General features: G+C 55.5%; 14 protein-coding genes. 4 read left to right on the forward strand and 10 right to left on the reverse strand.

Annotated features, from left to right (window positions below; all coding sequences use genetic code 11):
- Positions 1–3: 3 nt before the first annotated feature.
- Entirely contained in the window at positions 4–1128 is a 1125-nt protein-coding gene (ribA, locus tag ACN0YD_RS13040; RefSeq protein ID WP_417320469.1) for a GTP cyclohydrolase II, read from the reverse strand.
- Between the two features lie 96 nt (positions 1129–1224).
- On the opposite strand from ribA, the gene ACN0YD_RS13045 reads away from it, so the two are divergent.
- The 4 genes from ACN0YD_RS13045 (at position 1225) to ACN0YD_RS13060 (ending at position 3776) form a co-directional block, all read left to right on the forward strand.
- Positions 1225–1914 carry a response regulator transcription factor gene (locus ACN0YD_RS13045; RefSeq protein WP_417320471.1) on the forward strand — a complete coding sequence of 230 codons (690 nt, stop codon included), beginning with the start codon at positions 1225–1227 and terminating at the stop codon, positions 1912–1914.
- A gap of 95 nt (positions 1915–2009) precedes the next feature.
- Complete coding sequence (locus ACN0YD_RS13050; protein WP_417320746.1) at positions 2010–2546, forward strand: 6-pyruvoyl trahydropterin synthase family protein; 537 nt, start codon at positions 2010–2012, stop codon at positions 2544–2546.
- Positions 2547–2616: 70 nt separating this feature from the next.
- Positions 2617–3402 (forward strand): SDR family NAD(P)-dependent oxidoreductase, encoded by a 786-nt coding sequence (locus ACN0YD_RS13055; protein WP_417320473.1) that lies wholly within the window; start codon positions 2617–2619, stop codon positions 3400–3402.
- Positions 3399–3776, forward strand: a complete 378-nt coding sequence (locus ACN0YD_RS13060) for a dihydroneopterin aldolase (protein ID WP_417320474.1) — start codon at positions 3399–3401, stop codon at positions 3774–3776. Before ACN0YD_RS13055 ends, ACN0YD_RS13060 begins: the two co-directional genes overlap by 4 nt.
- Here the strand turns inward: ACN0YD_RS13060 and ACN0YD_RS13065 are convergent, their stop codons facing one another.
- The 9 genes from ACN0YD_RS13065 to ACN0YD_RS13105 all read right to left on the reverse strand — a co-directional run bounded on the left by ACN0YD_RS13065 (position 3777) and on the right by ACN0YD_RS13105 (position 13913).
- Complete coding sequence (locus ACN0YD_RS13065) at positions 3777–4232, reverse strand: PAS domain-containing protein (protein ID WP_417320475.1); 456 nt, start codon at positions 4230–4232, stop codon at positions 3777–3779.
- Between the two features lie 145 nt (positions 4233–4377).
- On the reverse strand, positions 4378–5175 hold the full coding sequence (xth, locus tag ACN0YD_RS13070) for an exodeoxyribonuclease III (RefSeq protein ID WP_417320477.1): 798 nt from the start codon (positions 5173–5175) through the stop codon (positions 4378–4380).
- A gap of 51 nt (positions 5176–5226) precedes the next feature.
- Positions 5227–5802: a hypothetical protein gene (locus tag ACN0YD_RS13075; RefSeq protein ID WP_417320479.1), complete on the reverse strand. Its 576-nt coding sequence runs from the start codon at positions 5800–5802 to the stop codon at positions 5227–5229.
- Between the two features lie 338 nt (positions 5803–6140).
- On the reverse strand, positions 6141–6839 hold the full coding sequence (locus ACN0YD_RS13080) for a LolA family protein (RefSeq protein WP_417320481.1): 699 nt from the start codon (positions 6837–6839) through the stop codon (positions 6141–6143).
- 59 nt (positions 6840–6898) lie between these two features.
- Entirely contained in the window at positions 6899–9304 is a 2406-nt protein-coding gene (locus tag ACN0YD_RS13085) for a DNA translocase FtsK (protein ID WP_417320483.1), read from the reverse strand.
- A 70-nt stretch (positions 9305–9374) separates the two neighbouring features.
- On the reverse strand, positions 9375–10583 hold the full coding sequence (locus tag ACN0YD_RS13090) for an aminotransferase class I/II-fold pyridoxal phosphate-dependent enzyme (RefSeq protein WP_417320485.1): 1209 nt from the start codon (positions 10581–10583) through the stop codon (positions 9375–9377).
- Between the two features lie 132 nt (positions 10584–10715).
- Positions 10716–11942: an ammonium transporter gene (locus tag ACN0YD_RS13095; protein ID WP_417320486.1), complete on the reverse strand. Its 1227-nt coding sequence runs from the start codon at positions 11940–11942 to the stop codon at positions 10716–10718.
- 296 nt (positions 11943–12238) lie between these two features.
- Positions 12239–13564 (reverse strand): ammonium transporter, encoded by a 1326-nt coding sequence (locus tag ACN0YD_RS13100; protein ID WP_417320488.1) that lies wholly within the window; start codon positions 13562–13564, stop codon positions 12239–12241.
- A 10-nt stretch (positions 13565–13574) separates the two neighbouring features.
- Entirely contained in the window at positions 13575–13913 is a 339-nt protein-coding gene (locus ACN0YD_RS13105; RefSeq protein WP_417320490.1) for a P-II family nitrogen regulator, read from the reverse strand.
- Positions 13914–14052 lie beyond the last annotated feature (139 nt).

The raw sequence follows: 14052 nt of genomic DNA on the forward strand, positions 1-14052 counted from the left end.
ATGTCAGAGCAAGTGGCCTGAGCGTTTCTTCTTGGTCCTGAGATAGAATTCATTATGGGCATTTGACGGGAATTTGTGCTCAACCCGTTCGGTGACCGTGACCCCGCAGGCTTTGAGCCCCTCGACCTTGTCCGGGTTATTGGTCAGCAGGCGCACTGCGGAAAAGCCCAGCTTCTTGAGCATCTGCGCCGCCGGTTCGAAAATTCTCTCGTCACTGAAAAAACCGAGCCGCTCGTTGGCATCCACGGTATCAAACCCCTGATCCTGGAGATGATAGGCCCTGAGTTTGTTGACCAAACCTATCCCCCGGCCTTCCTGGGCCAGATAGAGAAGCACGCCGCCGCCCTGCTCCCGCATGAATTTGATGGCGCCCCGCATCTGGTCGCCGCAGTCGCATTTCAGGCTGCCCAGCAGATCGCCGGTAAAGCATTCGGAATGGATACGGGCCAGTACCGGATCATGCCGGTTGGGATCGCCGATCAGGATAGCGAAATGCTCGGTACCGCCATCTTTCGGCCGGAAAGCAACAATTTCCGTATCTTCCGCCCCTTCCAGCGGCACTTGTGCCGAGGTGACTTGTTCAAGGGATAAAGCGTCAGACAGGTCATAGCCGGCAATTTCTTCGGCAGTGACATTCAACAGATCGGGATAGCGCCCTTTCGGCACCGGGCCGGCAAAGACCGCCGCCGGCAACAAACGGGCAATCTTGCACAGCTTGATGCCGGCTTCATGAAGCGGCCCGGCCGCTTTTTCAGCGACCTTATAGGGACCCATCATGGGATGGTCCAGATCGTCGGCCGGATCCACCATGAACTGGATCGCTGTACTGTCCATGTGATCGGACACCTCCACCAGCGCCACATCACCCTTGCGGGGAGAAACCTTGAGCACATTGGCCCTGTTGTAAGTGAGGCCCACATGCACCCTGCCGCCGTCGACGGCCTTCAGACTGTCCAGCCAGGCCCCGGTCAGCAATTCCGGCGGAAACACCACAAGCTCTTCCTCACCTGTCGCCACAAGCACAGGCCTTCCACGCCGTAATTCTCCGGCGGCGCGCTCCACAGTCACTATCTTGTGATCGAATGTCATTTCCCCTGACGGGGTGTTTGATGGCAGGTCTTTGCCCATTAACATATCCTGAATTCAGGTAATCTGATATACTTGGCTTATGCCATATATAGTGTTGTAACCCAAAAAAGAACAGAATACAGAGGGAAAATTGCCATGGCCCAGACCTACCGGATCCTTTTGGTGGATGATGACGAGGATCTTCGCGCCATCCTGGCCGAACAGCTCGCCTTCCATGAGGAGTTTGCCACCGAACAGGCCGGCACCGGCATGGAAGGCCTGAAAGCGGCCAAGGACAGCAGCTTTGACCTTGTGGTACTCGACGTGGGCTTGCCCGATATTGACGGCCGGGAAATCTGCCGCATGATGCGCAAATCAAACGTTCGCATTCCCATCATCATGCTGACGGCCAATGATTCCGACGCGGATACCATTCTGGGACTGGATGCCGGGGCAAATGACTATGTCACCAAACCTTTCAAATTCGGGGTCCTGCTTGCCCGCATTCGCGCCCATCTGCGCCAGCATAGTATCAGCGAGGACGCCTCTTTCACCATCGGCCCCTATCTGTTCAAGCCGGGCGAAAAGACGCTGACTAATCGGGAAACCGACGAGAAAGTCCGCCTGACCGAGAAGGAAACCAGCATCCTGAAATACCTGAAGCGGGCTGAAGGCACTGCGGTCAGCCGGGAGGTTCTGCTGGACGAGGTCTGGGAATATAACGCGGGGGTCACCACCCATACGCTCGAGACCCATATCTACCGGCTGCGCCAGAAAATTGAACCCGATCCGTCCAACGCCCGGATCCTGATCACCGAACCCGGCGGTTATCGCCTGGGTGACTGACGGGCAGGCACACCGGCACTCACCGGACTCTTTTCTGGACTTTGCCGCCACACTGATATATCAAGCGCCAGTTATTCATTGTTAGCGGGCACATGATGTTTGAAATCTGTTTTACACGGCGATATTCCATGTCTCACAGGCTGTACAGCCTGAAGGACAGCCGTTGCTTTGTGCCGCACGGACATAATGAATTTGTCAAAGTCCATCTGTGCCGCCCCGACAACGACACTCTTGACGGCCAGGCCAATATGATGGCGCCTTTCGAGACCCTGAAGAAAACCTGGCACCAGTGGATTGATAATCATCTGGACCATAGTCTTCATTTGTCGGACAAGGACCCGCTGATCGGCTATTTCCGGGACAATGAGCCGGAAAATCTGGCTCATCTTCTGATTACGCCCGGCGATCCGACAACCGAGGCGCTTTGCGCCTGCCTGTTCGGTAAAATCAATGCCTTCCTTGATGAACTCGGCCTCGGCATTGTCTGCCGAAAGCTTGAAATCGAAGAAACCCCGACCAATACGGTGACCTTCAGCGGAGATCCGGACAGGGCCCTGTGTACGGACGGTTATGGCGGCCCGGAGATTCCCTGGTGGAAACGGGCCGACATGTCCATCAACGACCTTTCCTGAAATCCTCTATTGCGCTTGAACTGACGTGACTGGTCAGGCTATTCTCCTGTAACTCAAACGGAAGGGACCAATGGACAGCAGTATTCTCGTGACCGGCGCAGCCCGGCGGATCGGCCGCCAGATTGCCCTGACCCTTGCGGAAGCCGGGTATCACATCCATCTGCACTACCACCACTCGGAACAGGAGGCCCGGCAAACCCGGGAAGACATTCTGACCCGGGGCGGCAGCGCCAGCCTGGTCAAAGCCGATCTCGCCGACTACCGGCAGGTGCAGGACCTGGTTCCGCAGCTTTCCGGCGCCCAGACGCCACCGTTGCGCCATCTGGTCAACAATGCCTCTCTTTTCATGGATGACAGCCTGTTTTCCCTGAGCGAAACTTCCTTTCGCGATCATATGGAAGTCAACCTGCGCGCGCCGCTGCAACTGACCCGGAGCCTCTATGAGGCGCTGGAAGAGACAGACAAAGGCAGTGTGGTCAATATCATCGACAGCAGCATCTTTGCCATGAACCCGGATTTCCTCTCCTACAGTCTCAGCAAATACGCCCTTGCCGGCGCCACGGAGGCCACCGCCATGGCCATGGCTCCGAGAGTCCGTGTCAATGCGGTCGCCCCCGGCCTGACCCTGCTCAGCGGCGACCAGTCAGAGGAAAATTTCGAGCTGACCCGCCATTTCAATCTCAATGAAGCCGCCTGCACACCGGAAGATATCGCCCGGACCGTTCGTCACCTGATCGACACGCCCTCCTTCAACGCGGCGGTTATTCCGCTGGATGGCGGCCAGAAAAACCTGCGTATGAACCGGGATGTGGCGAATATTGCGGAAAAATATCTCAGCAAAGGATCCTCTGAATGAAATCCTATCAGGTCATCCGGCGTCAGATCATTCTGGAAAACTTCGAGACTTTGGCCTCTATCGGCATCCATGAGCACGAACGGGCCGCACCGCAGCGGCTTGTCTTTAATATCGTGCTGACCGTAGATACGGCGTGTCCGGAACAGGACCACATCGAGGAGGTTCTGGACTATGACTTCCTGCGAACAGGCATCATAGAACTGATCGAGGCCCGGCACTATAATCTGCAGGAAAGCCTGTGCCGGGATATTGTGGATCTGTGTTTCAGCCGGGCTCAGGTTTCTGCTGTCGAGGTTTCCAGCCGCAAAACCGATGTTTATGAGGATTGTGCCGCCATTGGCTACCGGATCGAAGCACACCGGACGGAACAGTAATTATAACAGGGTGACGTGCCTGTCTCCCATGACCGTGAAAAACTGACCGATTTTGTCTTCCTCCAGTACAAAGGGGAATGTTCCCCGAAACAGCTTGTGCATGTCACCAACATGGTCCCGTGCTTCTATCTCGGAGAAATGCATTTCTCTGGCCTGCCGGATTTCCTCTGCCTCAACCAGCCGGGCCTGGTACTCCGCCGCCCCGAGTATATTCCTGAGGGAATTACCCACATTTCTTCCCCCGGTGAGGGAAACCAGAAATTCCCCTTCAAGCCGGGTGCGCAGATCCAGTCCGGTTCCGGTTTCCACAAGCTCCTGCACCACCAGATAGGGCAGAAGAGCCGGCACATCTATGGGCGAAAAGTCCTGACGCGCAGGAACTGCCCCGGCAGCACCAAGTTTCTGCCAGTGTTCTGAAAACAGCCTGACCGGGTGATCCGGGGGAATTTCCTGCACAGAAATACTTCTTGTACATAAATATGTCAGTTTCGACGATTTTGTCATAAATAAAATAGCATCCAATTGGGGTCTTTCTGACCACAAGCCATTTTACCGGAAAGGGTTTACCAAAACCTTAACAAAGCGTTAATTGCAACATGTTCTAAAATTCGAACTCCACAAGCACAGGTGCATGATCCGAAGGCCTTTCCCAGCCCCTGGCTTCCTCCACCACCCGCATGGATCGGGGGGTGTGTTTCAGGGCCGGACTGACCCAGACATGATCCAGCCGGCGCCCCTTGTTGGCAGTGCGCCAGTCCTTTGCCCGGTAAGACCACCAGCTATAGAGTTTTTCGTCATCGGGAACAAACTGACGCATCACGTCGTGCCAGTTATGGGCCTCCTGAAGGGTTTTCATTCGCTCCACCTCCACAGGCGTATGGCTGACCACCCGGAGAAGTTTTTTATGATCCCAGACATCCTGCTCCAGCGGGGCGATATTCAGGTCCCCCACCAGAATATGCCGGCCATCGCCGGGCAGATCTTCCGACCACATGGTCATTTCGTCCAGAAAGTCCAGCTTGTGGGCAAATTTATCATTCACGGCCACGTCGGGTTCGTCCCCGCCAGCCGGAACATAAAAGTTATGCAGGGCCACGTCACCCGGCAAAACCACTTCTACATGACGGGCGTCACCCTTGCCGCACCAGTCTCTGCGACCGCGGTTTTCGAACGGGATACGGGAAAATGTGGCCACCCCGTGATAGCTTTTCTGTCCGGCAAGGGCCGCATGTTCATATCCACGTTCAGCGAAAAACTTGACGGGAAACATATGGTCCTGAACCTTGGTTTCCTGCAGACACAGGATATCCGGCGATTCCTCGTCGATAAAGCGGTCAACCAGATCGAGCCTTGTTCTGACACTGTTGATGTTCCAGGTTGCCAATCTTGCCGTCGTCATGAATTTCCCTAACTGTTGCCTTTTGCCTGTCTGCTGCAGATATGGTGATGATCAGAAGATATTGAAGGTATTGCCCACGATGCCCAGCGGCCACCAGCCTTCTTCAAAAAGCTGGAACTTGAGGGCGAAAGGGTGGTCCTCCTCTTCCCCGACGGCAATCATCAACGCGGTCTGGTAACAGCAATGTATGGCGGTTCCCGCCGCCGCCCGGATCAGTTCGTCGTCATGAATGCCCCACATGTCCGCTGTGGTCAGAAGATTTTCAGTGACATATTCAGAAGCCTGGGTATGAACCAGGGTCAGCGCCACCTGCAGCGCATCCGGGTCAAGCATTTCCTGGGCCGTTGCCGCCAGGCTTGCCAGAAGCTGCTCTTCCGCTTCCCACCAGGGGCTGTTCCAGTCATTGGTTTCCATGGTCGCCGCCGCTTCGTCCCAGTCAAGAATCTGGGCGATATCCGCGCCGGGAAAGCCGAGCGCGTCAAGATAGGCCCGGGCCTTTTCCCGCAGGGCCGGACTGAGCGGCTCACCCACATTGCGGAACCAGTCGGTATGGGGGATCAGACGGGCAAAACGCCCGACCTGCAAGAGAGTGGGATAATCCTCGATGTCGATATCTTGATCATTCATACCGGAACTTCCTGACTGTGCCATCCGCCTCATTACTAGTCGCGCCTGCAGGCTTTCACAAGTACAGAATGAAAAAAACCCGGTCAGATGATCTGACCGGGCAGTCTACGCTATGCTAGGCAAGAGGGAGGGGGAGGGAAACCTCTTGCCGGCAAACCGGGGAACTGGATAATCTGAGGAAGTGTAGATCATATGAGCAACCCCGGCTCGCATATTAGAGATAAGTAAAAGGGCAATAGTTTCAAGGGTATTTTTAAAGATAAGTTATAACATATTGGTTTCAAAGATGCTTTTACATCAAAAATATGTTGTTTATCCCCTTTGAGCCAGACCCAGGCTTATTTACGGGGTCCGTGAAAGGGCCGCTTGCTGATCGGCCGCGGATCCTTGAAAGTGAAGCGATCCTTGTCAATGTCCACATTATACTGTGGATTGACCAGGGCAACCCGGGTCAGATAGCCTTGGGCGTCCATGACTTCCCAGGCTCTGAGTTCCATCGTGGATTCCTCGAATATCAGGGTGATATAGCCCTGCTCTTCCCGGTCCATGTCAATCACCGGCACCTTGAGCAGACCGGCAAAGCGGATGATTTCCGGCACTTCCACTTTCTCTGTCAGGCTCACAACGTCGTCCACCAGTATACCAAGCGGTGTCTTGCCGATGGGCCAGCGGGTTACCTGATCCACCTCATAGTCGATAAAACTGAGCATGGAGCCGTCGCTGACAATGAGGAAGGGAAGATCATCTTCGTAGTCAAAACGAAGTTTCCCCGGACGTTCCAGGTAAATGGTCCCTTCCGATACAGCACCGTCCGGGGCCCGCTGGATAAACTGGGCTGTCAGGCTTTTGACCTTATTCAGGCCTTGCTCGATGCGGGTGATGACCTCTGTCCGGTCTTCACCGGTAACCAGGCTCGGGGCCGGTTCGGCAGGGCCCACATCCACCTGGTTTGTCCGTTCAATGGCGAATGAGGCCGGCACCGCAAGGAAAATCCCTGAAATGGCCATGAAAGCCGTCAACATAAGTCTGTTCATCATCTTTTCCAACTCTCCCGCCCCCGAGCATACTAGAGCGGTTTTGGGATCAAAATAAGGCATCAGCCCTCGCCGCTATGATCCTGGATCAGCACTTCCCGCTTGCCCACATGGTTGGCGGCGCTGACGACCCCTTCCCGTTCCATGCGGTCAATGATATTGGCGGCCCGGTTATAGCCGATCTGCAACTGACGCTGCACATAACTGGTGGACGCCTTGCCGTCCCGCGCCACGATGGCCACGGCCTGGTCATAAAGGTCGTCGCCACTGGATTTGCTACCATTGCCGTCACTGACCGCATGCTGAAGGAAGGTGTTTTCGAACCCTTCCTCCGGCTCCTCGGTGACATTTTCCAGATAATCGGGCCAGCCCTGCTTTCTCAGTTCATCGGCCACACGCTCCACTTCCTCGTCACTGACAAATGGACCATGCACACGGGTGATGCGCCCGCCACCGGCCATATAGAGCATGTCGCCCATACCGAGTAGCTGCTCCGCCCCCTGTTCACCAAGGATGGTACGGCTATCGATCTTCGAGGTGACCTGGAAGCTGATACGGGTCGCCAGGTTGGCCTTGATGGTGCCGGTAATCACGTCCACCGACGGCCTTTGCGTGGCCATGATCAGGTGAATGCCCGCGGCCCGGGCCTTCTGGGCCAGACGCTGGATCAGCACCTCGATATCCTTGCCGGCCACAAGCATCAGGTCCGCCATCTCGTCCACCACAATGACAATCATGGGCAACGGGGTCAGGTCCAGATGCTCCTCTTCATAGACCGGTTCGCCACTTTCCGGGTCAAATCCGGTCTGGACCCTACGGATGATATCCTCGCCCTTCTTGCGGGCCTGCTCCAGACGCTGGTTATAGGCGGAAATATTGCGCACCTGCAGCTTGGCGATATTCTGATAGCGGTTGTCCATTTCCTGAACCGCCCATTTCAGGGCAACCACCGCCTTCTTGGGATCGGTGACCACCGGCGTCAGCAAATGGGGAATATTGTCATAGACCGACAGTTCCAGCATTTTCGGATCAATCATGATCAAACGGCATTGTGCCGGTGTCAGCTTGTACAGCAGTGACAGGATCATCACATTGATGGCCACGGACTTGCCGGAGCCGGTGGTCCCCGCCACCAGCAGGTGGGGCATCGAGGCCAGATCTGCGATCACCGGCCCGCCGCCAATATCCTTGCCCAGGGTCATCGGCAGTTTGGCTTTGGTATCTTCATAGGCCGGACTGGTCAGAAGCTCTCTCAGGGCGACAATTTCCCGCTTGCTGTTGGGAAGCTCGATGCCAATGGCATTCTTGCCCGGCACCACCGCCACACGGGCGGAGACGGCGCTCATGCTCCTCGCAATATCGTCAGCCAGATTGATCACGCGCGATGATTTGGTTCCCGGCGACGGTTCGAGCTCATAGAGCGTGACCACCGGACCCGGGCGAACCTTGACGATTTCACCCTGGATGCCGAAGTCATCGAGGACGGATTCCAGCATCCGGGCATTTTGTTCCAGCGCCTCGCGGGACAGTTTTTCATCCTTGCTCAACGGCTGGGCCTTGCTGAGCAGATTGAGCGGCGGCAAGGCAAACTCGCCGTCTCCCAGGTCCAGCATAGGCTGTTTTTCCTTTTCCTCCCGGCGGCTCCTGGGCTCCCTCGGCTTCGGAGCATCCACCACAGGAATGCTTTTCTGTTCCACGGGCTCTGCGGTTTTCTGAATCACCGGCTCCTTGCGGGCCTTTTTATTCTTGCCAGAGACATCAACCACATTTTCCTCACCGGGCTGTGGTCCACGGAACTGACGCCCGAACCAGCGCGCCGCCGCTCCGACAGACCGAAGGCCGGTCATCAGGGACGTCATCAGGAAACGACCCATGGCGCGCCATTCTGATCGTTCCAGACCCAGAACATACAACAGACAGATCACTGTCAGCACCAGGGCCACTATCCCCATGAGCACCGGATAGGCATTGATGCCTGTCCTGGCCCAGACCGACATCAGGTTGTCTTCGAGAAGATCGCCAAGGATGCCCCCCATACCGGTGGTCAGGGGCCAGGCGGAACTGGTGGGAAACAGTGAGCCCGCCAACGTTGCCAAAAGCACTGCAATGGGCAGAAGGATCAGGTGACGAAACAGGAACGGCAGGCCCTGCAGGGAAATAATCCGCCAGCCCCATGTCAGTAAAGGAAAGACCAGAACCACAGCACCCAGGCCCAGGGACTGGATCAGCAGGTCGGCCACATGGGCCCCCGGCGCACCGAGCCAGTTTCCCGCCCTGCCGGTGACTTCGTTGTTCCAGCTCGGGTCATGTACGTCATAACTGATAAAGGAGGCATAGGCCACCAGGCCAACCGCCACCAGCAACAGTCCCCAGCTGCGGATTAAAGCCTTTTTCAGGAATTCTGTCACGGCCTCGGGCAACAATGCCTTTCGTGCCGATTTTTTTATATCTTTCCGTCTGTTAGCCAAAAAACAATCCTAAATTTATTGTCTGCTCATTAATATATTACAAGTTATACGTTTTACAAAAATTACTGTTCTATAAAATTGTGGCAATTTTGGCGAGGGTCGGCTCCAGCAGCTCCTCCCCATGTACCAGCACAAGCCGGATGTAGGGAACGCCGGGGTTGACACCGTTTTGGCCTTCCCGGGCAAGATAGGCCCCTGGCAGTACCTTTATCCCCGCTTCCCGCCATAACGCTTTGGTCGCTTCTTCGCCGTCGCCCACATCGAGCCAGAGGCAAAAACCGCCCGGCGGCCGGATAAAGCCAAACCGTCCTGAAAGATATTTTTCCGCCAGATCAAACTTGCGGCGGTAAAGGGCCCGGTTTTCAATCACATGCTCTTCATCACGCCAGGCTGCTGCAGAGGCCGCATAGACAGGCAACGGCAGGGGGGAGCCTCCGTAATTGCGCAACCTGCGGCATTCTGCGGCAATTACCGGATCGCCCGCCATAAAGGCGGAGCGAAGACCGGCCAGATTGGATCGTTTCGACAGCGAATTGAAACAGACCACATTGTGGAAGGGGTTGTCCGCATCCCCCTTGCCTTCTTTTGCAAGCTCCACGCAAGCCTGCAAAATTCCCGCCGGCACCTCACTGTCATAGATTTCCGAATAACACTCATCGCCGACCAGCACGAAATCATATTTCCGGGCCAGCAGGATTGCCTTTTTCAGATAGTCAAGCGAAGCGAGACTGCCCTGGGGATTGGCCGGGCTGCAGATAAAGCACAGGGCCGTCCGCTCCAGAAGCTCCTTCGGCAAAGCCTCGTAATCCGGCAGAAACCCGTCTTTCGCCTCTGCATTCACATAGACCGGCTCCGCCCCGGCGGCAATCGCGGCACCCGCATAGGGCTGATAAAATGGATTGGGCATCAGCACAGCCGGCATCTGACCGTTCTTGCGGCGATCAATGGTCACCATCCCGATGGCGAACAACCCCTCGCGACTGCCGGAGAGGGGGACAAGATGATCGGCCCCGATGGTGCCCGAAGCAATTTCAAAACGCCGTTCGAGCCAGCCGGCCACCGCCTGCTGCCAGTCCGGGGTTCCCGCGACCGGCGGATATTTATGATAGGTTGCCCGCTCCCGATCCAGAATATCGGCGACGAAATCCGGAATGGCATGCTGCGGCTCACCCACTGACATGTTCAGCCCATCCGGATCACCGGGGGATATTTCACCGAGCAAGGCCCGCATGCGGGGAAAGGGGTAGTCCGGCAAAGCTTTAAGGCGGGAATTGAGCAAACACAAAATCCTTCTGTTGATCTGGCGCTACTTTACTTGTCCCCGTGTGGGGAAACAAGCAAAGAAACGGGCCCGAACAACAAGGGGCGGCCACGACGGACCGCCCCTGCAGAAAACAGCTGGTTTGCAGCTCTATTTCATGGTCAGGTCTTCTTCCGGATAGGCGGAGATTTTGTGGATGCTGAGGTCCGCGCCGCGGAACTCCTCTTCCTCATCAAGGCGGATGCCCATGAACTGGCGGATCACACCGTAAACGATGAACCCGGCGACAAGAGCAAAGGCTGCCCCGACAAGGCTGCCCACGAGTTGGGACAGGAAGGTGACCCCACCCAGTCCCCAGAGCGCCTCGAGACCGAAGATGCCGGCGGCAATACCGCCCCACAGGCCGCACAGGCCATGCAGGGGCCAGACACCCAGCACGTCATCAATCTTCCATTTTTCCTGGCAGATGACGAACAGCTTCACAAAGATCACACCGGCTATCGCACCAACAGCCAGCGCCCCCAGGGGATGCATGATATCGGAACCGGCACAAACAGCTACAAGACCGGCCAGGGCACCGTTGTGCACAAAACCCGGATCATTCTTGCCCACGACAAGGGCGGCCAGAATTCCGCCCACCATCGCCATAAGACTGTTCATGGCCACAAGCCCGCTGGCCCCGTCCACGGCCTGGGCACTCATCACATTGAAACCGAACCAGCCGATGCAGAGGATCCATGACCCCAGCGCCAGAAACGGAATATTTGACGGCGGAATACCAATCGGAGAGCCGTCCTTGCGATAACGGCCGATCCGCGCACCCAGCAGAACAACTGCCCCAAGCGCCAGCCAGCCGCCGACCGCATGCACCACAATGGAGCCGGCAAAATCATGGAAAGGCGCCCCGAAGGTACTTTCCATCATGCCCTGGAAATTCAGCGTATCGCCCCAGACCATTCCCTCGAAAAAGGGATAGACCAGTCCGACGATAACGGCCGTCGCCAGCAATTGGGAGCCGAACCTGGCCCGCTCTGCGATACCGCCGGAAATAATCGCCGGAATGGCGGCGGCAAAGGTCAGCAGAAAGAAGAATTTCACCAGATCGTAGCCGTTGGCGGCAAACAGTTCCCCGGTCATGCCGCTGATTTCAGCCGCACTGGTCAGGAAATTGACCCCATAAGCCACACTGTAGCCCACAAAGAAATAGGCCACGGTAGACATACCGAAATCAGTGATGATTTTCACCAGGGCATTCACCTGGTTCTTTTTGCGCACGGTTCCCACCTCAAGAAAGGCGAAACCGGAATGCATGGCAAATACAAGTATGGCACCGATCAGTACAAAAAATACGTCGGCGCCCGATTTAAAGGCTTCCATGATACTATGTCCCTCATCTTCAAGGCCCGGAAGTTGGACCTTTCGCGGGAAAGCTTTACTCAAGAACCATGCCAGTCGGAAAAATATCTGCTCGAACAGTATATTAACAAAATATGACCAGACATCGCCGTATTGCAAAATGCAAAAAAAATGAGCAAAAACTGTCCAGCTTTTGCTCATCTGCATAAATAATGCTCATTTTTATAAAAGGACAGGCGGACGCTCATGAGGGACAGGAGCGCCCGCCTGATGGTCAGTTAGCTAGAAGACCCAAGCCAAAGACCAAACCTTTGAGGTTACAGCTTCTGAGAGCCGTGACCGAATTCCGGATAGGCTTCCAGGCCAAGTTCAGCCAGGTCACCACCACGGTCTTCATCTTCTTCGCTCATCCGGATACCCAGTGTATATTTGAGCACCAGCCATACCACGGCACTTGCGATGGAAACGAAGGCACCGATGGCAACCACACCCGTGATCTGGGCACCGAAAGTCACATCGCTGTTGGTGATCGGCACAGCCAGAGTGCCCCAGATACCGGCAACCAGGTGAACCGGGATCGCACCGACAACATCATCGATTTTCAGCTTGTCCAGAAGCGGCACAGCCAGAACAACCAGGATACCGCCAATGGCGCCGATGATGATGGCGGAACCGATTGTCGGTGTCAGCGGCTCGGCCGTGATGGACACCAGACCGGCAAGGGCGCCGTTCAGGGCCATGGTCAGGTCAACCTTCTTGTAAAGGAGCTTGGTCATCAGGATCGCAGCAACCACACCGCCGGCAGCAGCCATGTTGGTGTTGGCAAAGATCTGTGAGACCGCAACCGCATCAATGGCAGAACCAAGTGCCAGCTGTGAGGCGCCGTTGAAACCAAACCAGCCGAGCCACAGAATGAATGTGCCAAGCGTAGCCAGCGGCAGGGATGAACCCGGGATCGGGCGCACGGAACCGTCAGCAGCATATTTGCCTTTACGGGCACCAAGCAGGATGGCACCGGTCAGAGCGGCCCAGCCACCGGTTGAGTGCACAAGGGTAGAACCGGCAAAGTCACTGAACCCTTTACCGTCGAGCCAGCCGGCACCCCATTCCCAGGATCCCTGGATCGGATAAATCACACCGGTCAGGACAACCACAAAGATAAAGAAGGGAAACAGCTTGATCCGCTCGGCCAGCGTACCTGATACGATGGAGGCCGCGGTGGCGACAAAAACCATCTGGAAGAACCAGTCGGAAGCTGACGAATAGCCGCCTGATACATCGATCGCTTCGGCAGCGGCGGTTTCACCCGGACCCCACATGGCGAATGTACCCATGAAGCCGGTTGCTTCAGCCACATCCATATACATCAGGTTATAACCCATGAGGTAGTACATGATGCCGGCAATGGCATAAAGACCGATATTCTTGAGGCAAATGGTGGCAACATTTTTGGTCCGCACAAGACCGGATTCCAGCATACAGAACCCTGCAGCCATCCACATCACCAGAAAACCACCAATCAAAAACAATAGTGTATTTAAAATATAAGCTGTTTCTTCACTGACTTCGGCATGAGCCGCAGAGACGCCCATGAAAGCCGAAGTGACCAAAAACAAACCTGTCCCACGTAATAACTTTTTCATATTTCTTCTCCTAAAGGGCGTCTTCGCCCGTCTCTCCTGTCCTGATCCGCATCGCCTGTTCAAGGTCGACCACAAAAATTTTGCCGTCTCCAATGCGGCCCGAATAGGCAGCCTGCCTGACAGCCTCGATTGCTTTCTCAACAAGATCACCTTTCACGGCGAGTTCAAGACGAACCTTCGGTACAAAGGCCACGTCATATTCGGCGCCGCGATAGATTTCGGAATGGCCTTGTTGACGGCCATAACCTTTGACCTCATTCACAGTGAGACCTTCAACGCCAATACCGGTAAGGGCTTCTCGCACCTCATCCAGTTTGAATGGCTTTATTATTGCAGTTATTAATTTCATAGACTCTTCCTCCTGTATGTCCGAGTTGCCAGAGTCTTTACAAGAGTCGTGCCAGAATCCCACATGATCTATAATACATTGATTTTTAACGATAAATAAGAACAGACAGAATCCAGGGCAATTAATTAATCAATTATTA

Source organism: Emcibacter sp. (genome assembly GCF_048269205.1).
Classification (GTDB): domain Bacteria; phylum Pseudomonadota; class Alphaproteobacteria; order Sphingomonadales; family Emcibacteraceae; genus Emcibacter.

Excerpts from the sequence above, each read along its gene's own strand:
- ACN0YD_RS13100 (WP_417320488.1), bottom strand. The coding sequence starts at position 13,564 with ATGAAAAAGTTATTACGTGGGACAGGTTTGTTTTTGGTCACTTCGGCT.
- ACN0YD_RS13050 (WP_417320746.1), top strand. The coding sequence starts at position 2,010 with ATGTTTGAAATCTGTTTTACACGGCGATATTCCATGTCTCACAGGCTG.
- ACN0YD_RS13075 (WP_417320479.1), bottom strand. The coding sequence starts at position 5,802 with ATGAATGATCAAGATATCGACATCGAGGATTATCCCACTCTCTTGCAG.
- ACN0YD_RS13060 (WP_417320474.1), top strand. The coding sequence starts at position 3,399 with ATGAAATCCTATCAGGTCATCCGGCGTCAGATCATTCTGGAAAACTTC.
- xth (WP_417320477.1), bottom strand. The coding sequence starts at position 5,175 with ATGACGACGGCAAGATTGGCAACCTGGAACATCAACAGTGTCAGAACA.
- ACN0YD_RS13045 (WP_417320471.1), top strand. The coding sequence starts at position 1,225 with ATGGCCCAGACCTACCGGATCCTTTTGGTGGATGATGACGAGGATCTT.
- ACN0YD_RS13105 (WP_417320490.1), bottom strand. The coding sequence starts at position 13,913 with ATGAAATTAATAACTGCAATAATAAAGCCATTCAAACTGGATGAGGTG.
- ACN0YD_RS13055 (WP_417320473.1), top strand. The coding sequence starts at position 2,617 with ATGGACAGCAGTATTCTCGTGACCGGCGCAGCCCGGCGGATCGGCCGC.
- ACN0YD_RS13080 (WP_417320481.1), bottom strand. The coding sequence starts at position 6,839 with ATGATGAACAGACTTATGTTGACGGCTTTCATGGCCATTTCAGGGATT.
- ACN0YD_RS13095 (WP_417320486.1), bottom strand. The coding sequence starts at position 11,942 with ATGGAAGCCTTTAAATCGGGCGCCGACGTATTTTTTGTACTGATCGGT.
- ribA (WP_417320469.1), bottom strand. The coding sequence starts at position 1,128 with ATGGGCAAAGACCTGCCATCAAACACCCCGTCAGGGGAAATGACATTC.